Raw genomic sequence first — 20,240 nt, 5'->3', positions numbered from 1 at the left:
CATGAGCGCAAAAGTCTGGCTGGTAGGCGCAGGCCCCGGTGACCCGGAGCTGTTAACCCTCAAGGCGGTACGCGCCCTGCACGCGGCCGATGTGGTGCTGATCGATGACTTGGTCAACGCTAGGGTGCTGGAACACTGCCCGGACGCCCGGGTAGTCACCGTGGGCAAGCGCGGCGGCTGCCGTTCGACACCCCAGGATTTTATCCAGCGCCTGATGTTGCGCTATGCGCGCCAAGGCAAATGCGTGGTGCGACTCAAAGGCGGCGACCCATGTATCTTCGGCCGGGGCGGCGAAGAGGCGATGTGGTTGCGCGAACACGGGATAGAGGTGGAATTGGTCAACGGGATTACCGCGGGCCTGGCGGGTGCAACGAACTGCGATATTCCCCTGACGCTGCGCGGGGTCAGTCGCGGCGTGACGCTGGTCACTGCGCATACCCAGGATGACAGTCGCCTGAACTGGCGCGCCTTGGCCGAGGGCGGGACGACATTGGTGGTGTATATGGGCGTGGCGAAGCTGGAGGAGATTCGTCAGCAATTGCTGGAGGGCGCAATGGCAGCGGATATGCCGGTGGCGATGATCGAGAACGCCTCATTGCCTCAGCAACGCGAGTGCCGCAGCACTCTGGCGCACATGCACACCGATGCACAGGTATTTGCTCTGAAAAGCCCGGCGATCCTGGTGATCGGCAGCGTTGCTGGCGCAGCGCAAGCCGCCTGCATCGCCGTTCCAGCGAGCGCCTGAGGCAAATTTCAGGCAAAAAAAAGCCCGGCCTAAGCCGGGCTTTTTTCTACCACTCAGTAATTACTGAGCTTGAGCTTCAACCGACGCTTCTACACGACGGTTAACAGCGCGACCAGCTTCAGTTGCGTTGTCAGCAACTGGGCGGGATTCGCCGTAACCTACCGCGGTGATGCGGCTAGGAGCAACGCCGTCTTTAACCAGGACTTGCTTAACAGCGTCAGCACGACGCTGGGACAGCTTCTGGTTGTAAGCGTCTGGACCGATGGAGTCAGTGTGACCAGCAACTTCTACGTTGGTAGCTGGGTACTGAGCCATGAAGTCGGCCAGGTTTTTCACGTCGCCGTAGCTGTTAGTCTTAACAACCGCCTTGTCGAAGTCGAACTTAACGTCCAGCTCAACACGAACAACCTGAGCAACTGGAGCTTCTGGCTCTGGAGTTGGCTCTGGAGCTGGTGCTGGAGTAGGAGCTGGAGCGACTGCGCCGGCGTTGCCGCCGAAGTTCACACCCAGGCCAACCAGTGCGGAGTAGTCCCACTTGCCGTTGTCGATGCCGTAGTCAGCTTCAACGCCAGCACGAGCGAACAGGTTGTTGGTGAAGTAGTACTTCACGCCAGCGCCAGCGATTGCCTGAGTGGTCTGGTCACGACCTTTGTGGCCATCAGCTTCAACGTTGGTACGGCTCTGGTGACCGAAACCACCTTCTACGTATGGACGCAGGGAATCAACACCAGCCTGACCGAAGTGGTACTGAGCAGTTACGCTGCCAGTGTCACCTTTGATCTTCTGGGAACCAGTACCGTCGTTCGAACGGGTGTGGTTGGTGGTGTCGTAGTTCAGGTTGATCGACACGTCGTCGGTCAAGAAGTAACCGATGCTAGCGCCAGGGTTGAAGCCGTCTTCGATGTGCTTGACGCTATCGTTGAACTGCTTCTTGTAGAACAGCTGGCCTTCAACTGCGCCTTGGCCTTGTGCCAGAGCGCCGAAAGAAGTGGCAGCAATAAGAGAACCAATGGCAAAGCCCAAGGTGTTTTTCAGTTTCATCCGTTAAATCCCCATCTGGTGATTGTAAAGCAGTCCCACAAACCGGGGGACAACTCGGCGACAAGTCTAACAGAACTTGCCTACACGTAAGAGATATTTGCCACGCACTAAGTTTCAGTCTCGCCCGCAAATTTCTCACGTAATTTATCAAGAGCACGCTTGTAACGCATTTTTGTAGCACTCAAACCCATGTGCATGATGTCAGCAATTTCCTGAAACTCCAGCTCTGCGACAAATCGTAGCACCAAAATTTCCCGGTCAATCGGATTCACATGCACCAACCAGCGATCAAGTCCGGCCTTTTCCTCGGGTACCGGCGCCTTTTCTTCAGACGCTTCCTCAAGGGGGTCCAGACTCAAAGCGTCCATCAAGCGACGCTTTCGCCGTTCCTTACGATACTGCGTGATGCACTCGTTGTACGTGATGCTATAGAGCCATGTCTTGAACTTCGATTTTCCCTCAAAGTTCTTCAGGCCGTATAGCACCTTGAGCATCACTTCCTGACAGACATCATCCGCATCTCTATCGTTCCCCAAATACCTTGAACAAACGTTGAACAGAGTGCGTTGATATCTGCGCATCAATTCTTCGTACGCGCGTGTTATGTGAAACAGCTCCGTGTGCGAGCGCGCGACCAACTCCTCATCAGAGAGCTCACGGGGGTCATAGCGCGTGGACAGCGTTTGGGCTTTATTCAAAACAAGTCGTGCCGACAGTCAGGTCAATGTCCGCTACAGCCCGGTCACCCGGGTTTGCGGCGGCGTACATTAGCAGGATTTGCCGGGTTAGCGGCTACTGACCTGCTGCTCGAGGAGAATCCGATTGGACAGCGATACCAGCTCACCGTCATCGGTCAGCACCGTCGTCTTGACCGTGCCGATCTCCTCGATTTGCCCTTCGACCTCGCCCACACGCACCTGTTGCCCAACCTGATACAGCTCACGCACATAGATTCCCGCAAGAATCTGACCGGCAATTTCCCGGCTTCCCAACCCCATGGCCAGTGCAACGGCCAGACCAACGGTAATCAAAACAATCACAATCACGTGGTTTAGAAGGTCGGTTTTGACCTCCAACTGGCTGATCGCGACGGAAATACTGATGATGATCACCAGTCCCTGGGCGATTCGCCCCAGGCCCGCAGCATAGTCCAACCCCACGCCTTCAGCGGCCCCGCGCACCAGCCCGTTGGCCAGTTGCGCCAGCAAAACACCTACCAGCAACACCAGCGCGCCGCCGAAAACCTTCGGCAAATACAGCGCCAGCATGTCGAGCGTAGCTGAAACTCGCTCAAGTCCAAGGGATTGAGCCGCAGAAACCAGAAAAATAAGCAGAACAAACCAATAAACGATCTTCCCGATGAGGGTGGAGATCGGTACTTGCAACCCGGCGCGGCCCAGCAGCTTAGTCAGGCCCGTGCCTGCCATCAAGCGGTCCAGCCCCAATTTTGCGAGCAATTTGGACAGCAGGGTATCGAGCAACTTGGCCACGACAAAGCCCAGCAACACCAGAACCAGAGCACCAAACAGGTTGGGAATGAAATTCGCCACCTTGGTCCACAATGCGGTCATCGCGGTGACCAGGCTCTGGGTCCAGAGATCAAGTTCCATATTCAATCAGCCTTATCAGCAGTGCGAGCAAGAGGTTTACGACGCGAAACCGGCGATACGTGGGCCGAACCATTGTTCAGGGCCATCATCAACGCCGGCAACCAACGACCCAGCAGCCCGAACAGGTCCCCCGCCCCTACCTGACGGTTGGCGGTTTTCAACACGCGGCCCAGGCAGGCATCGTCATCACGGTTGGATGGCGAAGCATTGAGCATGTCACGCAAAGACTGTTCGAACGGATCGTGCATAAAGACCTCTCGCAAGTGAGTTAAAAGACGAGGGTTAAATTCTTGGGGTCACATATGCCCCTGTTTGTGTTCAGGTCATATTCAGGTCAAACCCAGCGCAATCGTCGAAATAACCACCATTGTCCGAGCGCTACCGAGACCATCAACAAGCAGGCGATCACAAATCCATAGGGGCTGGCGGAGAACGGAATCCCGCCCACATTTATGCCCAGCAAACCGGTCAGAAAACTCATCGGCAGGAAGATCCCGGTGATAATCCCGAAGCGGTACATCGTGCGATTCATGCGCACGCTCAAGCGCCGGTCTTCGGCCTCAAGCACCAGCCCCACGCGCTCCCGGGTCAGTTCGAGCTCTTCCAGGTAGCGGGTCAGGCTGTTGTTCAATTCGTTCCAGTAGTCAGCATCGTCGTCACAAAACCACGGCAATTTGATCCGCGTCAGCTGGGCAAAAATATCCCGCTGCGGGGCCAGAAAACGCTTCAATCCGGCAGCCCGTCGGCGGATCTGCAAGACGTTGCCGTGCTCTGGGGTATACCGTTCGTCGGCATCGAGTTTTTCTTCCTCTAAATCGACGACTTCGGACAAATCGGTGACCAGATCCTGCACTTTATTGGTCAGGTACTGCGCCATATAAAGGATGAGTTCAGAGGCGGTTTTTGGCCCTTTGCCCTCCGCCAGTTGCACCAGCAGCTCGTCGGTAGCCCGCAATGGGCGCAGGCGCAGGGAAATCACGCGACTGGCGGCCGCAAAAATACGCACCGAGACCATGTCTTCCGGTTCGGCGCCCGGATTGAGGTTGACCCCGCGCAGAAACAGCAGCAATTCGCTGTCCGGCAGCGGCAACAGGCGCGGTCGAGTGTTCTCCTCCAGCAACAGGTCGCAGGCGAATTCGCTCAGACCGCTGGATTTACGCAACCAGGTCTGGGTCTGTGGATGGCTGCGATCCCAATGCAGCCACAGGCTTTCCTGGGGCTGCAGCTGTAAATCGTCGAGCTCAGTCCGGGCAATCGAACGCGCACCGCCTTTACCGTCCAGCACCAGAGCATGCACCAGCCCCCATTGCGCGTTTTCTTCCTCGAACATCCTCACCCCTTTCGGCTACCGCGGTTTATTCAGGCATTTTCAACGGGCTTGGCGAAACGATCACGCCATTATTGTCGGCATAGATGTACTCGCCCGGGCGGAAGGTCACGCCGGCAAACGTCACTACCACGTTAAGGTCGCCAATGCCGCGCTTGTCGGTCTTCATCGGGTGAGGCGCCAACGCCTGCACACCCAGGTCAGTCTGGGCGAGGACATCGACATCACGCACGCAACCGTAGATCACCAGCCCTTCCCAGCCATTTTTTGCAGCTTTCTCGGCGATCATGTCGCCCAGCAGCGCGCGACGCAGGGAGCCCCCGCCGTCGACCACCAGCACCTTGCCGGCGCCTGGTTGGTCGGCTTGTTCCTTGACCAGCGAGTTGTCTTCGAAGCACTTGATGGTGACGATTTCACCGCCAAAGGAGTCTCGGCCACCGAAATTACTGAACATCGGCTCAACTACCTGCACCAGCTCCGGGTAGGCGTCGCACAGATCGGGCGTCACGTAATGGATCATCGGGAAACTCCTGTCATCAAGGAAGAGGTCGAACATCCCACGGTGTACATCAGAAAAACGCGTCACAACGGTCGAACTTTAAGTGCGCTCTCGTCAGTCGCGGCCATGATCAGACTCACACCGTCGCAACGCAATAGCGACTGCACGACTGAATATGACCAGAAACGTTTGCCGCGTCATATCTTAGCCGCAACCTCGCGCGAGTGAAACGCCCCTGGCAGAGCGGCTGCGTCAAACCATTGCGATGACCTGCGGCTCTGCCGCGAATAACGGTGTCAGCGGGTCTTTCAACCACTGCGCCACCAACGGCCACACTTCAGCCTGCGCGGCCTTGCTGACCAGCATCTCGACGTGCCCGAAATCCCCGCTGAAGCCTTGCTTGCGCCCCAGGCACAGGTATTGGCGGTGCTCAGAGCCCACTTGTTCAAATAATTTGCGACAAGCCCAGTCCGGGTCCTGTTGATCGCCGGCAGCGCTGACCGCCAGCAGCGGCACGTCGACATCGGCCAGGCCTTTCCACCAGTCCTGCTTGCCATCGCCAAAACGACCGAACAGGCCATTCCAGCGCATCGCTTCGATCATCACGCCCGCCGGCTCATCCTCGGGGCCGCGTTTGAGCCGTACGCCGGATACTTCACCAAAACGTTTCAAGAGCAACCGGCCGGTCCACTCCAGCGGCGGAATCTTCAACGGCCAGTGGGTGCGGCTGACCTGGCAACCAAACAGCGCCACCGACGCCACGGCTGGCGCGCCAAGGTGCTGACCGCCCAGGGCCGCTGCCAAGGCGGTGCCGCCCAGGGAGTGGCCGATCCAGCGCGGGATTTGTGCGCTTTGCTCACGGACAAATGCGCCGATCGCCGGCAAATCGTAACGCGCGTAATCGGCGACGCGATTTCTGGCGTAGTCCTGATTGCGCTTGGACAGGCCATGGCCACGCATTTCCGGGATCCATACATCAAATCCCTGACGCGCCAGGTAAGCACCCAGTCCGATACCTTTGGGCGAATACCAGAAGCGCCGATTGGAAAAACTGCCGTGCAATAAAATAACCGGCGTGCCCCGGTTTTCCGGGACATCCGCCAGGCCCAAACGGGTCACAGCCAGCTCGACGGTGCCGTCGGGGCTGTTACCGGGTTTGAGGCGGTACACATCTTCACTCAGGTCGCCACGACGTTCAGCACTGATCAAGGCGACGGGAAATAGGTTGCTGCTGCTTTGCATAATGTTCTTGCACAAAAAAGGGCGGCGTCCGGATGGAGTTCCGCCCTGTACAGATAAGAATGCCGGTCACCCAGGCTGGGGGACCGGCACTTTTGACGTGACGACCTTAGGCGGACGCTTGGCCTTCCGCCAGGAAGAACCAGGTTTCCAGCACGGAGTCGGGGTTCAAGGAAACGCTTTCGATACCCTGTTCCATCAGCCATTTGGCCAGGTCCGGGTGGTCGGAAGGGCCTTGGCCGCAGATGCCGATGTACTTGCCGGCCTTGTTACAGGCCTGGATGGCGTTGGCCAGCAGCTTCTTGACCGCAGGGTTACGCTCATCAAACAGGTGCGCGATGATCCCCGAGTCACGGTCCAGGCCCAGGGTCAGCTGGGTCAGGTCGTTGGAGCCGATGGAGAAGCCGTCGAAGAACTCCAGGAATTCTTCGGCCAGGATGGCGTTGGACGGCAGTTCGCACATCATGATCACGCGCAGGCCGTTTTCGCCGCGAGTCAGGCCGTTTTCAGCCAGCAGGTCGACGACCTGGCTCGCTTCGCCCAGGGTCCGTACAAACGGCACCATGATCTCGACGTTGGTCAGGCCCATCTCGTTGCGCACGCGCTTGAGGGCACGGCATTCCAGCTCGAAGCAGTCGCGGAAGGCTTCGCTGATGTAACGCGAAGCGCCACGGAAGCCCAGCATCGGGTTTTCTTCTTCGGGCTCGTAGAGCTTGCCGCCGATCAGGTTGGCGTACTCGTTGGACTTGAAGTCCGACAGGCGCACGATGACCTTTTTCGGGTAGAACGCCGCCGCCAGGGTGCTGATGCCTTCCACCAGCTTCTCGACGTAGAAACCCACTGGGTCGTTGTAGCCGGCGATGCGTTTGTCGACGCTTTCCTTGATCTCCAGCGGCAGGCCGTCGTAGTTCAGCAGGGCCTTGGGGTGCACGCCGATCATGCGGTTGATGATGAACTCGAGACGGGCCAGGCCCACACCAGCGTTCGGCAACTGTGCGAAATCGAAGGCGCGGTCGGGGTTACCGACGTTCATCATGATCTTGAACGGCAGGTCCGGCATGGCATCGATGGAGTTTTGCTTGATGTCGAAGCCCAGCTCACCTTCAAAGATGAAGCCGGTATCGCCTTCGGCGCAGGACACAGTCACGCCCTGGCCGTCTTTCAACAGTTGGGTGGCGTTGCCGCAACCCACAACTGCCGGGATCCCCAGTTCGCGGGCAATGATCGCTGCGTGGCAGGTACGCCCGCCACGGTTGGTGACGATGGCGCTGGCGCGTTTCATCACCGGCTCCCAGTCCGGGTCGGTCATGTCGGAGACCAGCACGTCGCCGGGCTGGACTTTGTCCATTTCGGACACGTCCTTGATGATCCGCACCTTGCCGGCGCCGATGCGCTGGCCGATGGCGCGGCCTTCCACCAGCACGGTGCCGGTTTCTTTCAACAGGTAGCGTTCCATCACGTTGGCCGAAGTGCGGCTCTTCACGGTTTCCGGGCGCGCTTGCACGATGTACAGCTTGCCGTCGTCACCGTCCTTGGCCCACTCGATGTCCATCGGGCACTTGTAGTGCTTTTCGATGATCATCGCTTGTTTGGCCAGTTCGCTGACTTCAGCGTCGGTCAGGCAGAAACGCGCGCGTTCGGCCTTGTCGACTTCAACGGTTTTCACCGAGCGACCGGCCTTGGCCTCGTCGCCGTAGATCATCTTGATGGCTTTGCTGCCCAGGTTACGGCGCAGGATGGCCGGGCGGCCGGCCTCAAGGGTGTGTTTGTGGACGTAGAACTCGTCCGGGTTGACCGCGCCTTGTACGACGGTTTCACCCAGGCCGTAGGCGCCGGTGATAAACACCACGTCACGGAAACCGGATTCGGTGTCCAGGGTAAACATCACGCCGGCGGTGCCGGTTTCCGAACGCACCATGCGCTGCACACCGGCAGACAGGGCCACCAGCTTGTGGTCGAAACCCTGGTGTACGCGGTAGGAAATAGCGCGGTCATTGAACAGCGAGGCAAACACTTCCTTGGCGGCGCGAATCACGTTTTCAACGCCGCGGATGTTCAGGAAGGTTTCCTGCTGGCCGGCAAAGGAGGCGTCCGGCAGGTCTTCGGCGGTGGCCGAGGAGCGCACGGCAACCGCCATGTCCGGGTTGCCGGCCGACAGTGCAGCAAAGGCGGTACGGATTTCTTCGTTGAGCTTCTCGGGGAACTCGGCGTCCATGATCCATTGGCGGATCTGGCTGCCGGTTTTCGCCAGGGCGTTGACGTCATCGACGTCCAGAGCGTCCAGCGCGGCGTGGATCTGGGCGTTGAGGCCGCTCAGCTCGAGGAAGTCGCGGTAAGCCTGGGCCGTGGTGGCGAAACCACCGGGCACCGAGACGCCAGCGCCTGCAAGATTACTGATCATCTCGCCGAGGGATGCGTTCTTGCCCCCCACATGCTCTACATCCTGGACGCCGAGCTTATCGAGGGAAACTACGTACTCTACCAAGGTGATCTCTCCACTTTCTGTGTTGGAAAAGCTCAGGACGCCGGCGGCTCAGTAGGAGCAAACGCCAGCGCTTGTGGCCTGGACCTGGAAAATAAGTGAGAATGCGGCCCACTGCGGGACGGCAAAATCGCGCCTATCATATCCAAGATTCGCCATCAGCTTAAGGCCCAGGGCTCAAATGAAACGATCTGCTTTCTTTATTTCCGACGGCACCGGCATTACAGCCGAAACATTGGGCCAGAGCCTGCTCGCGCAGTTCGAAAACATTACCTTCGCCAAATTCACGCGGCCGTATATAGACAGCGTGGATAAAGCGCGGGCCATGGTACAACAAATCAATCTGGCGGCCGAAAAAGACGGTTTTCGCCCGATCATTTTCGACACCATCGTCAACCAGGACATTCGTGAGATCCTGGCAACCTCCAATGGTTTCATGATCGACATCTTCTCCACGTTCCTGGCGCCATTGGAACAGGAGCTGAGTGAACATTCCTCTTATTCCGTGGGCAAGTCCCATTCCATTGGCCATAACTCCAACTATATGGAGCGTATCGAGGCGGTGAACTTCGCCCTCGACAACGATGACGGCGCTCGCACCCACTACTATGACAAGGCCGACCTGATCCTGGTGGGCGTGTCTCGCTGCGGAAAGACCCCGACCTGCCTGTACATGGCCATGCAATTCGGTATCCGCGCGGCCAACTACCCGCTCACCGAAGACGACATGGAGCACCTGACGCTGCCCGCCGCCCTGCGTGCGCATTCCCACAAGCTGTTCGGCCTGACCATCGACCCGGACCGCCTCACCGCCATCCGCAACGAGCGCAAGCCCAACAGCCGCTACTCCAGCTACGCCCAGTGCGAATTCGAAGTGCGCGAAGTGGAAAATCTGTTCCGTCGCGAGAATATTGCGCACATCAATTCCACGCATTTTTCGGTGGAAGAGATTTCGGCGAAGATTCTGGTGGAGAAAGGTGTGGAACGCCGCTTCAAATAGTGGGCGCCTGCACGGGCGCCATCGCAGGCAAGCCAGCTCCCACAAGGGAATGCATTCCAAATGGGGGAGATTCTGGTGGAGACCTGAACTGGCCCCAGCAAGCCAGCTCCCACAGGGGAGTGCATTCCAAATGTGGGAGCTGGCTTGCCTGCGATGAACGATAACGCGGTAAACCTGCCTACAGCTGAAACCTGTCACCGCCCTGCCCCAGCGCGGTGGCGAGCGCGTCAAAGCCCTCACGCAGCAACTGATCGTCACCTGACGTATTACAGATACTCGCCCGAATAAACTGCGGCACCGCCGTCTGCCCTACGGCAAACGCCTCTGCGGTGGCGATCAGGTAATTATTCTGCTTGAGCTCTGCCTCGATTTCCGACGCACGCCAGGGCTCCGGCACTTCAATCCAGAAGTGTGGGCTGTTGAGGTGAGTGCGGTATTCCAGACCCACCAGCAGATCACGCACCAGGGCCTTGCGCCGGCTGATCTCGTTGATTTGCTGGCGCAGCAGGTATTCCGCCGTGCCGTTTTCGATCCACTGTGTCGCCAGCTCCAGCGTCACCGGCGTGGCCATCCAGCAGGTCGAGCGCAAGGCCGCCGAAATCCGGCTGACCAATGCCGGTGGCGCATGCACATACCCCACGCGCAAACCGGCAGACACCGCCTTGCTCAGGCTGCTGATCAAAATCGTACGCTCGGGCGCGAAGAAACTCAGCGGCGGCGGGCGATCTTCCACCAACACGCCGTGGGCTTCGTCTTCCAGAATCAGCAGATTATGCTCGCGGCACACCTTGGCCAGCGCTTCCCGGCGCGCGACCGACAGCACGGCCGTGGTCGGGTTCTGGATCGTCGGGGTGCAGTACAACGCCGAAACCCGGTGATTACGACAGACTTCATCCAGCGCACCCGGCAGCACGCCTTCGTCGTCCATCTCCAGGCCGATCAGCCGTACACCGAGCATGCGTGCGGCGGTGATAAGCCCTGGGTAAGTCAGTTGCTCAGTGACCACCGTATCCCCCGCCCGCAGCAACGCCATCATGGCGCAGAGCAGGCCATGCTGGCCGCCATTGACGCAGATGACCTGCTCGGGAATCGGATGAAAATCGCGCTGCACCAGCCATTGCGCACCGGCCTCGCGGTAGCGCGGCAGACCGGCGTCCGGCGTGTAGGCGCTGATGTCCTGGAGGAACTTGGCGTTGGTCGACAAGGTTTGGAAGCTTTGGGCCAGGAACACCGTTTCTTGCCCTGGAATGTGCATGTTGCGGCTCATGTCGAAGTACTGGCGCGGCTCTTCGCTGACGTTACGAAAGCCTTCATCACGCTGACGCTCCATCCCACGCTTGCGCACGAAGGTGCCGTCACCGACACGCGCCACCACTAACCCCAGTCGCTCCAGCTCGCCGTAGGCGCGGCTGATGGTGCCGATGGTCACGCCGAGATTATCGGAAAGAACCCGATGGGGCGGCAGTTTGCGTCCCGGTTCAATCAAGCCTTCAAGGATGCCCCGCTCCATCACATCGGACAGGCGTTTGTACTTCACGCCCTGACCGCTGGCCAACCCCTCACGCATAATTGACACCATGTCAATATTTGTTTTGACAGCCATCATTCGCCCTAATAGTGTGCTTTTACGGGTTCAATCACCGGATGAAACAACTTAATACACAGTCAATATAGAGTTCAATTCCGGCTCAGGGAAGCAATAAACGATGCCAATGTCCGCCGTTCTTGAAAACACTACAAAAACAAAAAATCAGAAACAGTGGTTGGCTGGTCTGGTCACCAGCGTGATGTTTCTTATCGTGTGCCTGAGTTGGGGCACCACCTGGCTGGGCATCAAGATCGCCGTCGAAAGCGTGCCGCCGCTGACGTCTGCCGGGCTGCGCTTTCTGATCGCGTTCCCGCTGTTCCTGTGTTTTGCCCTGGTGCGCCGCGAGCCGATCCTGTTCCCGCGTGAAAGCCGCTGGTTCTTCGTATTTGTGACCCTGTCGTATTTCAGCGTTCCCTATTACTTGCTCAACTACGGCGAAATGCATGTGTCGTCCGGCCTCACCGCGCTGCTGTTCAGCTGCATGCCGGTGTTCATCCTGATTTTCTCCGCGCTGTTTTTGCGCGAACGCATCTACTTTTCCCAGGTGGTCGGCATCGGCATCGGTTTCGGCAGCCTCTACATGATCATCAAGAGCCAGGGCCTGCACCTGGACCACGCCGAATTCTTCGGCGTGCTGGCGATTCTGACCGCCGCGATCATGCATGCCTTGTGCTACGTCATCACCAAGCAAAAAGGCAGCGCCATCAGCGTGATTACCTACAACACACTGCCCATCGGTATCGCCGGGCTGATGCTGTTCGTGGCCGGCCTGTGGTTTGAAACACCGACCTTCGAAAACATCACCCTGCGCTCCTGGAGTGCGCTGTTCTACCTGGGGCTGGTGGCGTCGGTGGGCGGGTTTATTGTGTATTTCATGTTGCTCAAACGTTTGAGCCCGATCATTTTGTCGTTCGTGTTCATTATTTTCCCGGTGTTCGCGGTGATCATCGGCGCCTGGTACGAAGGCGTAGAAATTTCCCGTGACCTGATGCTGTACTCGGCCATCCTGCTGGCGGGTTTTGCGATCACCAAGTTGCCGGTTGAAAAACTCCTGGCCAAAAAAAATTGACCCTTAAACCACAACGACAACAACGCGAGAGAAACATGGAAGTCCTCCGCCCCACCGCTCTGGAACAGATTTATGCCCACGCCAGCCGCAGCTACCCGGACGAATGCTGCGGTTTTGTCTTCGCCGATGGCAGTGTGTACCTGGGCAACAATATCCAGAATGAGCTGCACCACAAGAACCCCGAGATGTACCCGCGCAGCGCGGCCAATGGCTATACCTTTTCGGTGGCCGACACCCTGCTGCTGAACAAGGCGTTTCGCAGCGACAACCCGGTGGTGGTGATCTACCACTCCCACCCGGACGTCGGCGCCTATTTCAGTGATGAAGACCAGGACAAGGCACTGTTCCTGGGTGAGCCGATCCACCCCGTCAGCTACCTGGTGGTGGACGTGCGCCAGGGCCAGGCCCTGGGCTCAAAGCTGTTTGCCTGGGATGGCAAGCAATTCGCCCTTAAACCCTTCAACGACCTGCACACGGAGTTGTCCATGAACGCTGTCTCTTTCCCCGATATCCTGGTTCGCGTGGCCAAGCTGCCGGAATCGACCCTTGAGGGCACTGGATCGACATTGCGCGAAGTCATTGAAAACCTCTGCAGCAGCCACCCACAGCTGCGCTCGCACCTGTTCCACGAAAACAACAACCAGCTCAAGGAACACTTCCTGTTCACCGCCGAGGAAGCATTGATCGGCGCCGATGAACCCTTGCCGAAAAAGGCCAGGATCGAAGTGCTGCTGGCCACCTCCGGCGGTATGGACGTCGACGCACTGAGCAACGAAGAAGTCCAGCGCTACGTGCGCCACATCACCCTGCCCGGCGTTGGCCGTGAAGGCCAGTTGAACCTGAAAAAAGCCAAGGTGCTGATCATCGGCACCGGCGGCCTGGGCTCGCCCATCAGCCTGTACCTCGCGGCAGCCGGCATCGGCACCCTGGGCCTGGTGGATTTCGACGTGGTCGAGAGCAGCAACCTGCAACGCCAGATCGTGCACGGCAACAGCACCCTCGGCATGCCCAAGGTCGAGTCAGCCAAGCGGCGGCTGCAAGACCTCAACAGCCATATCCAGATCAATGCCCACAACACCGCCCTCAACGCCGACAATGCACTGGAGTTGGTCGGCGCGTATGACCTGGTGATCGACGGCACTGATAATTTCGACACCCGCTACCTGGTCAACGATGCCTGCGTGCAATTGGGCAAGCCGTTGGTGTACGGCGCCATCTACCGTTTCGATGGGCAGATCAGCGTGCTCAACTACAAAGGCGGGCCGTGCTACCGCTGCCTGTTTCCTTCAGCACCGCCGGCCGAATTGGCACCCAATTGCAGCGCCGGTGGCGTGATCGGTGTGCTGCCGGGTGTAGTCGGAATGATCCAGGCCACCGAAGCGATCAAATTACTCATCGGCATCGGCGAACCGCTGTCGGGCCGCCTGATGCGCTTCGACGCGCTGGCCATGAAGTTCAGCGAGATCCGCTTCAAACGCCGCGCCGACTGCCCATGCTGCTCAGACCTGCGCCACAGCGAAAACGTCGCGCCAGCCGTGTGCGCGGATGCCGTCCCGAGCCAGCCCGCGTTGGCCGAAGAGCGCTACATCAAACCGCGCGTGCTCAAGCAACTGCTCGAACACCCACGCAGCGCCGACGTGTTGCTGGATGTGCGCGACGCCAGCGAGCTGGAAGTGTGCAAGTTGCCGGGCGTGGTGCATATACCCCTGGCCGAACTGGACGGGCAATTGGGCAGCCTGAGCCGCGACAATACCCATTACCTGATCTGCTACGCCGGAACCCGCGCCGAGCAAGCGGCCAGCACCTTGCTGGCCGCCGGCTTTGCCAATACCAAGGTCCTGCAGGGCGGCATGAAACATTGGGTTCGCGACGTCGAACCCGACATGCCTTTGTACTGATCCGGGGGCTGAGCGATGTTGCATAACTCCATTCTCGACGTGATCGGCCATACGCCGATCGTGCGCCTGGCGCAGTTTTCCGAAGACCTCGGCATCGAGGTTTATGCCAAGCTCGAATCCCTCAACCCTGGCGGCAGCCACAAGGCGCGTATCGCCCTGGGCATGATCCTCGACGCAGAACGCCGCGGCGTGCTGATTCGCGATTCCGGGCAAACCATCATCGAGCCCAGCGGCGGCAATACCGGCATTGGCCTGGTGATGGCCGGCAATGTGCTGGGCTACAAAGTGGTGCTGGTGATCCCTGACAACTACAGCCCCGAAAAGCAGAAACTGCTGCGCTTGTACGGCGCCAAGGTGGTGTTGTCGGACAGCCGCCTCGGGAACAATTCCCACGGCGAAAAGTGCATGGAACTGCAGTTGGAAAACCCCAATTTCGTGATGCTCAACCAGCAGCGCAACGGCGCCAACCCGCAGACCCACCGCGACACCACCGCACCGGAAATCCTCCGCGCCTTCGGTGAACAGCGCGTGGACTATTTCGTCAGCGGCATCGGCACCGGTGGCCATATCACCGGCATCGGCGAAACCCTCAAGGCGGCCTGGCCTGCGATGCGCGTCATGGGTGTGGAACCGGAGGAGTGCGACCTGCTCAAGGACCAGCACGCGCCGCACCATATCCAGGGCCTGTCGATCGGCTTGATCCCGAGCATTCTTAACGTGGGTGTCATTGACGGCATGCTCAAGGTCTCGCGCCTGGCGTGCATCGACATGATGAAACGCATCATGCGCACCGACGCCATCAGCCTGGGTTTGTCTTCGGCCGCCAACATGGTAGCCATCGCCCAACTCGCCCCCGAACTCCCGCCCGAAACGGTGGTGTTGACCATGGTCTACGACAATGCCGACAGCTACCTGCCCAATTTCGAATAACCGGTTTTCCAACCATCAAGACTGTGGGGGTGCCTCCATGGGGGGCTTTATCGACATGCAACAGCTGCACGATGAGTTGCTGACCCACCTCATCCAGACTCTGACGCCGGCGCAGATGAAGCAGTTGGAACCGCATTTGGCGCCATTGATCCAGAATGCCGCACAGGCCGTGGCAGAGGACTTGATTGCCTATGCCTACCGCGACCCGGCGTCCCGTGGGCGGGGCGAGCTGATCCTGGAGTCCTACGCCTCGTTCAAGGCGGTGTTGTTCTACCGGCTGGCACACTTGGTGTGGAATTTTCCCGACCAGGCCAATGGTCTGTTCTCACGCATGGCCCTCAAGCTCAGCAACCAGGGCAAAATCCTCTCCGGCGCCGAAATCCACCCTGCAGCCCGGATCGGCCGGCGCTTTGTGCTGGACCACGGTTTCGGCACCGTAATCGGCGAAACCTGCGAGATCGGCAACGATTGCTACATCCTCTGCGGCGTGACCCTCGGTGCCCGAGGCATTGCCAACAACCCGGACGGCAAACGCCACCCGCGCCTGGGCAATAACGTCGAGGTCGGCTCCGGCGCGCGCGTACTGGGCTATGTGCAAATTGGCGACAACGTGTTTATCAGCCCTTCGTGTGTGATCACCCAGGATGTGCCGGCGGGCACCAAGGTCAAGGTGGTCAACCAGATCCAGTTACAAAAGAACGCCGAATCGGATCACAGCAATTACCTGGGGGCTTTCGCGCTGGATGAGCGTTTGCACGTGGTCGGCGAAGTCAGCGCCAGCCACAAGGTCACGGTGCTGGATGCCGACTTTCACCCTTTGCACGGGCTGATGCTGGAGCCCACGGTAAAGGAGCGTCATCACTTGCAGTTTCGCCTGCGTCGCCTGGACACCGGCGACCATCTGCCACGCTTGCCGCTGAACCTGAAAGTCTGTGGCCCCGAATTTGAGATCACCCTGCTCTCCCCGCCTGGCTTGAGCGCAATGGTGCGTCACCTGCTGCAAGCCAGCCCACTGATCGTCGGAGGTTGAACATGTCCGTGCATACCATGGAAACCCTGGCGCTGTTTGACAGCGCGCCCTACCAGAACGCTTTCAGCGCCCGGGTGATTGCCGTCAGCGAACAGGGCATTGCCCTGGAACACACGCTGTTCTACCCCACCGGCGGCGGGCAGCCGGGCGATACCGGGCACCTGACCCTGGCCGATGGTACGCGGGTCAACGTGACCGGCACCGTGCGCGACCCGGTGTTGCGCTCGATCATCTGGCACCAGGTTGAACACTGCCCCGAGCCATTGACGGCCGGCGTACAGGTGGATGCCGGCCTGGATTGGGAGCGGCGTTACCAGCACATGAAAATGCACACTTGCCTGCACCTGCTGTGCTCGATCATTGATGCGCCGGTCACCGGCTGCAGCATCAGCGCAGACAAAGGCCGCCTGGACTTCGACTTGCCGGAAATGACCCTCGACAAGGACAGCATCACCCGCGACCTCAATGCCTTGATCGAACAAGCCCATGCAGTGAAAACCCTGTCGATGCCCGCTTCGGAATACTCGACCCTGCTGCAGATCACCCGCACCCAGGCGGTGGCGCCCCCGGTCATCCAGGGCTCAGTGAGGGTAATAGAAATCGCCGGGATCGATATCCAGCCATGCGGTGGCACCCATGTGATCAACACCGAAGAAATCGGCCGGGTGTACTGCGAAAAAATCGAGAAAAAGAGCAAGCACAACCGCCGGGTGATCCTGCGGTTTGAGGGATGAATTACCCGAGTCAGCTAAGCGTGGGCGCTGTAGACCACGCTTGCCGACGTAAAGCTAAGCCCTACTGCTTCGCCTCATTGAGGTGTTTTTTCAACACCTGAACCTGTTCTTCAAGCATTGAAATTTGTGTGCTGTAGTAGGACTTCATCTCAGCAATACCCGCTTCGATATTAGCGTTGTCCACCCTGAACTGCTCAGCGGTGGGCACCGACTGCGTGGGTGACTCGTTGGTCGGATCTGCCGGGGTATCGCTGGTGGTCATAGTGGACTTATTCGCCGGCGCCGTTGGCGTCTGGATCTCAGGTTTGGTCACCTTCTTGACGTGCTCAATCATACTTTTAAGCTCCTTGGCCAACGCTTCAAAGGCCTCCGTCATCTGCTGCATCAGCCTGTTGATATCTGCGCGCAACTGCGTATTCAGCTTGAGTGGCTCCTCAAGATCTTGATTCTGGGCAACTTCAGGTGTCTGAGCGTCTTGACCAACAGGGTTAAGCGTCTCTTGAGATGTTTGAGGCAGTTCGACGGGGGCCTCGTCTGCGCCTTTGCGTGGAGCACTCAGTTGCTCACGCAGTTCGACAATTTCGTTTTTGAGTTTGACGATTTTCTCCTGGCATTCGGTGATAAACGCCTTGAAGTCGATCAGGAGCTGGTTATTTTTACCCACCAATTCCAGGGTCTCGTTCTGTGGCCCGACCTTTTGCGATTGCGGCGGGTTAACGAGGGCGTTGTGGCTCGATAACTGACCGCGCTGCTCTGGCGTCATGGGGGGCCGAGGAGCTGCAGCATCGCCCTGTGTGCCGACACCACTTGAGGTATCGGCCTTGCTTTCCTGACGGGGCGGCTTCGAATGCTGAGACGCTTCGTAGCCCACAGGGTAATTCGTTTGTGGCGGGGTATTTACGCTAATCATAAGATGCTTTCTCAAATCCAGATAATGCTGAGGGGTGGGTTGGCAGAGACTTGCTGCGGCAAGCGATCTGACCCATTGATTGGCATTTATCTGAAAGCGGTTCCTGGAATACAGGATGTGTGGGTAGCTAATTGTGTCGGCAGCGCTATCAGCCTTTTCCTGAAGGTTGATCAGCGCACGCAAAACGGATGCCCAAGCCGCAGTTCGTACAGGAAACTGACAGCAAATTTATGCGCTTGTAACATTCAGAAACGTACAATCCCGCCAGCAACGTCGCGTTGCCCCTGACTCACGAACACAGCGCCCGCCCTCCTCGGTGGGTCATTCGTGCAGCAGCTGAGCTCACCCCCACTACGCCCCTGAACCTGAACGCTGCAGGACTGAATGCCTATGAACAAAGTGTTCCGCGATTACCTGCCGGCATCCACCCTGCGCTTGCTGCCCAACCGCTGGGACCTGGTCGCGCTGCCGCTGGTGATCGGCTTTCTGCTGTTTTTCTCCCTCACGGCCCGGGAAACCTGGGCGCCCATCGCCACGTTGCAGAGTGAAGTCATTTCCCTGGACCCGGCCAACCTGCCGGAATACGCGATGCGCACCACGATGCGCATGCTCGCGGCCATGGTCGCGGCGCTGGTGTTCACCTTGCTGTACGGCACCCTGGCGGCCAAAAGCCGGCGCGCTGAAAAGCTGCTGGTGCCGGTGCTCGATATCCTGCAATCGGTGCCGGTGCTCGGCTACATCTCATTCACGGTGACGTTCTTCCTGCTGCTGTTCCCCGGGCGCGTACTCGGCGCCGAGCTCGCGGCGATCTTTGCGATCTTCACCAGCCAGGCCTGGAACATGACGTTCAGCTTCTATCAGTCGCTGCGCATGCTGCCCCACGACTTGGTGGAGGTGTCGACCAACCTGCGGCTTTCCGGCTGGCAGAAATTCTGGAAGCTCGACGTGCCATTCGCCATGCCGGGGCTGGTGTGGAACATGATGATGAGCATGTCCGGCGGCTGGTTCTTCGTGGTGGCTTCCGAAGCCATCACCGTCGGCGACAAGACCATCACCCTGCCGGGCGTAGGTTCGTACCTGGCCTTGGCGATCGCTCAGAAAGACCTGCACGCCGTGGGTTACGTGATTTTGGCGATGATTGTGGTGATCCTGCTGTACGACCAGTTGCTGTTCCGCCCACTGGTGGCCTGGGCTGACAAGTTCCGCATGGAAACCACCGCGTCCCAGGGCGCGGCGCCACAATCCTGGCTGTTGAACCTGATCCAGCGCACGCGCATCGTGCAGCGCATCCTGCGCCCCATCACCCGTGCCTTCAGCCGGATCGGCAACCAACGCTTCAGCCTGGCGGGTGGCGCGTTCAAGGCGTTGCCGGCCGAAACACCGGCGGCGTCAAAAGTGATCGACTGGGTGTGGGGCACGCTGATTGCGCTGCTGGCCGCGTATGCGCTGTACCACATCGTGCAATACGTCGGCACCGAAGTGACCTTCGCCGAAGTCGGCCATGTCTTTGTACTGGGCCTGATCACCTTGCTGCGGGTGGCCGGGCTGATCCTGATCGCCTCGCTGATCTGGGTGCCGTTGGGCGTGATGATCGGCTTGCGCCCTGCGCTGGCGGAAAAAATCCAGCCGTTGGCGCAGTTTCTCGCGGCCTTTCCGGCGAACCTGTTGTTCCCGGTGTTTGTGATCGTGATCCTGCACTACAACCTCAACCCGGATATCTGGCTGAGCCCGCTGATCGTGCTGGGCACCCAGTGGTACATCCTGTTCAACGTGATTGCCGGCGCCAGTGCCTTCCCCAATGACTTCAAGGAAGCCGCCGCCAATTTCCGTATTCGCGGCTGGCTGTGGTGGCGCAAGGTGATGCTGCCGGGGATCTTCCCCTATTACGTCACCGGCGCCATTACCGCCTCGGGCGGTGCCTGGAACGCCAGCATCGTGTCCGAGTACGTGTCCTGGGGCCAGGACAACGTGGTCGCCCATGGGCTGGGCGCCTACATCGCGCAAACCACCGCCGCCGGCGACTTTCCGAAAATTGCCCTGGGCGTGGTGGTGATGTCGATTTTCGTGGTGGCGTTCAACCGCGCGGTCTGGCGGCCGATGTACGCCATCGCTGAAAACAAACTTCGTCTGAATTGATG

The 20,240-nt window shown here is 59.0% G+C and carries 18 protein-coding genes; 8 read left to right on the top strand and 10 right to left on the bottom strand.

The features are described 5' to 3' along the window. Position 1 precedes the first annotated feature (1 nt). Positions 2-745, top strand: a complete 744-nt coding sequence (gene cobA / locus QF043_RS06345) for a uroporphyrinogen-III C-methyltransferase (RefSeq protein ID WP_307417871.1) — start codon at positions 2-4, stop codon at positions 743-745. Positions 746-805: 60 nt separating this feature from the next. Here the strand turns inward: cobA and QF043_RS06340 are convergent, their stop codons facing one another. The 8 genes from QF043_RS06340 to ppsA form a co-directional block, all read right to left on the bottom strand. Next, positions 806-1,786 (bottom strand): OmpA family protein, encoded by a 981-nt coding sequence (locus QF043_RS06340; protein WP_307417870.1) that lies wholly within the window; start codon positions 1,784-1,786, stop codon positions 806-808. Positions 1,787-1,893: 107 nt separating this feature from the next. Beyond that, positions 1,894-2,484, bottom strand: coding sequence for an RNA polymerase sigma factor SigX (gene sigX, locus QF043_RS06335; RefSeq protein WP_305454902.1), 591 nt, complete (start codon positions 2,482-2,484; stop codon positions 1,894-1,896). Between the two features lie 87 nt (positions 2,485-2,571). After that, positions 2,572-3,396, bottom strand: a complete 825-nt coding sequence (locus QF043_RS06330; RefSeq protein WP_003193288.1) for a mechanosensitive ion channel domain-containing protein — start codon at positions 3,394-3,396, stop codon at positions 2,572-2,574. Between the two features lie 2 nt (positions 3,397-3,398). Continuing rightward, on the bottom strand, positions 3,399-3,644 hold the full coding sequence (locus tag QF043_RS06325) for a hypothetical protein (RefSeq protein ID WP_005790375.1): 246 nt from the start codon (positions 3,642-3,644) through the stop codon (positions 3,399-3,401). Positions 3,645-3,730: 86 nt separating this feature from the next. Then, complete coding sequence (locus QF043_RS06320) at positions 3,731-4,726, bottom strand: zinc transporter ZntB (protein WP_017134759.1); 996 nt, start codon at positions 4,724-4,726, stop codon at positions 3,731-3,733. Positions 4,727-4,751: 25 nt separating this feature from the next. Continuing rightward, on the bottom strand, positions 4,752-5,240 hold the full coding sequence (gene rraA, locus QF043_RS06315) for a ribonuclease E activity regulator RraA (RefSeq protein ID WP_170875840.1): 489 nt from the start codon (positions 5,238-5,240) through the stop codon (positions 4,752-4,754). Between the two features lie 234 nt (positions 5,241-5,474). Then, positions 5,475-6,464, bottom strand: a complete 990-nt coding sequence (locus QF043_RS06310; RefSeq protein ID WP_307417869.1) for an alpha/beta fold hydrolase — start codon at positions 6,462-6,464, stop codon at positions 5,475-5,477. 106 nt (positions 6,465-6,570) lie between these two features. Further along, the gene (gene ppsA / locus QF043_RS06305) at positions 6,571-8,946 is read right to left on the bottom strand and encodes a phosphoenolpyruvate synthase (protein ID WP_307417868.1); all 2,376 of its coding nucleotides are present in this window, start codon (positions 8,944-8,946) and stop codon (positions 6,571-6,573) included. Between the two features lie 178 nt (positions 8,947-9,124). Here ppsA and QF043_RS06300 point away from each other — a divergent pair, with 178 nt between their 5' ends. Beyond that, complete coding sequence (locus QF043_RS06300) at positions 9,125-9,943, top strand: pyruvate, water dikinase regulatory protein (RefSeq protein ID WP_003193298.1); 819 nt, start codon at positions 9,125-9,127, stop codon at positions 9,941-9,943. A gap of 178 nt (positions 9,944-10,121) precedes the next feature. Here QF043_RS06300 and QF043_RS06295 read toward each other — a convergent pair whose 3' ends face one another. Then, positions 10,122-11,546: a PLP-dependent aminotransferase family protein gene (locus QF043_RS06295; protein WP_056861688.1), complete on the bottom strand. Its 1,425-nt coding sequence runs from the start codon at positions 11,544-11,546 to the stop codon at positions 10,122-10,124. A gap of 160 nt (positions 11,547-11,706) precedes the next feature. Here QF043_RS06295 and QF043_RS06290 point away from each other — a divergent pair, with 160 nt between their 5' ends. From QF043_RS06290 to QF043_RS06270, 5 genes are read left to right on the top strand one after another with little or no spacing between them, the layout of a single operon-like run. Beyond that, positions 11,707-12,600: a DMT family transporter gene (locus tag QF043_RS06290; protein ID WP_017134754.1), complete on the top strand. Its 894-nt coding sequence runs from the start codon at positions 11,707-11,709 to the stop codon at positions 12,598-12,600. 35 nt (positions 12,601-12,635) lie between these two features. Continuing rightward, positions 12,636-14,498, top strand: coding sequence for a molybdopterin-synthase adenylyltransferase MoeB (gene moeB, locus QF043_RS06285; protein WP_307417867.1), 1,863 nt, complete (start codon positions 12,636-12,638; stop codon positions 14,496-14,498). Between the two features lie 15 nt (positions 14,499-14,513). Beyond that, positions 14,514-15,428 (top strand): PLP-dependent cysteine synthase family protein, encoded by a 915-nt coding sequence (locus QF043_RS06280; RefSeq protein ID WP_099486696.1) that lies wholly within the window; start codon positions 14,514-14,516, stop codon positions 15,426-15,428. Positions 15,429-15,465: 37 nt separating this feature from the next. Further along, the gene (locus QF043_RS06275; RefSeq protein ID WP_056861570.1) at positions 15,466-16,458 is read left to right on the top strand and encodes a serine O-acetyltransferase; all 993 of its coding nucleotides are present in this window, start codon (positions 15,466-15,468) and stop codon (positions 16,456-16,458) included. Positions 16,459-16,460: 2 nt separating this feature from the next. Further along, positions 16,461-17,192, top strand: a complete 732-nt coding sequence (locus QF043_RS06270) for an alanyl-tRNA editing protein (protein ID WP_307417866.1) — start codon at positions 16,461-16,463, stop codon at positions 17,190-17,192. Positions 17,193-17,253: 61 nt separating this feature from the next. On the opposite strand, the gene QF043_RS06265 is transcribed toward QF043_RS06270, so the two are convergent. Beyond that, positions 17,254-18,285: a hypothetical protein gene (locus QF043_RS06265; RefSeq protein ID WP_307417865.1), complete on the bottom strand. Its 1,032-nt coding sequence runs from the start codon at positions 18,283-18,285 to the stop codon at positions 17,254-17,256. Between the two features lie 207 nt (positions 18,286-18,492). Between QF043_RS06265 and QF043_RS06260 the strand changes: the two genes are divergently transcribed. Further along, the gene (locus QF043_RS06260) at positions 18,493-20,238 is read left to right on the top strand and encodes an ABC transporter permease subunit (protein ID WP_307417864.1); all 1,746 of its coding nucleotides are present in this window, start codon (positions 18,493-18,495) and stop codon (positions 20,236-20,238) included. Positions 20,239-20,240: the final 2 nt, after the last annotated feature.

Source organism: Pseudomonas sp. W3I7 (assembly GCF_030816095.1).
Lineage (GTDB): Bacteria > Pseudomonadota > Gammaproteobacteria > Pseudomonadales > Pseudomonadaceae > Aquipseudomonas > Aquipseudomonas salomonii.
Note: the sequence above shows the minus strand (reverse complement) of the source record. Positions and strands in the feature narration are given on the sequence as shown.

What these genes read in the sequence shown, in the direction of transcription:
- QF043_RS06325 (WP_005790375.1), bottom strand. Translation starts at nt 3,644, where the DNA reads ATGCACGATCCGTTCGAACAGTCTTTGCGTGACATGCTCAATGCTTCG.
- QF043_RS06300 (WP_003193298.1), top strand. Translation starts at nt 9,125, where the DNA reads ATGAAACGATCTGCTTTCTTTATTTCCGACGGCACCGGCATTACAGCC.
- QF043_RS06320 (WP_017134759.1), bottom strand. Translation starts at nt 4,726, where the DNA reads ATGTTCGAGGAAGAAAACGCGCAATGGGGGCTGGTGCATGCTCTGGTG.
- cobA (WP_307417871.1), top strand. Translation starts at nt 2, where the DNA reads ATGAGCGCAAAAGTCTGGCTGGTAGGCGCAGGCCCCGGTGACCCGGAG.
- QF043_RS06340 (WP_307417870.1), bottom strand. Translation starts at nt 1,786, where the DNA reads ATGAAACTGAAAAACACCTTGGGCTTTGCCATTGGTTCTCTTATTGCT.
- QF043_RS06295 (WP_056861688.1), bottom strand. Translation starts at nt 11,546, where the DNA reads ATGGCTGTCAAAACAAATATTGACATGGTGTCAATTATGCGTGAGGGG.
- QF043_RS06280 (WP_099486696.1), top strand. Translation starts at nt 14,514, where the DNA reads ATGTTGCATAACTCCATTCTCGACGTGATCGGCCATACGCCGATCGTG.
- QF043_RS06270 (WP_307417866.1), top strand. Translation starts at nt 16,461, where the DNA reads ATGTCCGTGCATACCATGGAAACCCTGGCGCTGTTTGACAGCGCGCCC.
- QF043_RS06275 (WP_056861570.1), top strand. Translation starts at nt 15,466, where the DNA reads ATGGGGGGCTTTATCGACATGCAACAGCTGCACGATGAGTTGCTGACC.
- QF043_RS06260 (WP_307417864.1), top strand. Translation starts at nt 18,493, where the DNA reads ATGAACAAAGTGTTCCGCGATTACCTGCCGGCATCCACCCTGCGCTTG.
- moeB (WP_307417867.1), top strand. Translation starts at nt 12,636, where the DNA reads ATGGAAGTCCTCCGCCCCACCGCTCTGGAACAGATTTATGCCCACGCC.
- QF043_RS06310 (WP_307417869.1), bottom strand. Translation starts at nt 6,464, where the DNA reads ATGCAAAGCAGCAGCAACCTATTTCCCGTCGCCTTGATCAGTGCTGAA.
- QF043_RS06330 (WP_003193288.1), bottom strand. Translation starts at nt 3,396, where the DNA reads ATGGAACTTGATCTCTGGACCCAGAGCCTGGTCACCGCGATGACCGCA.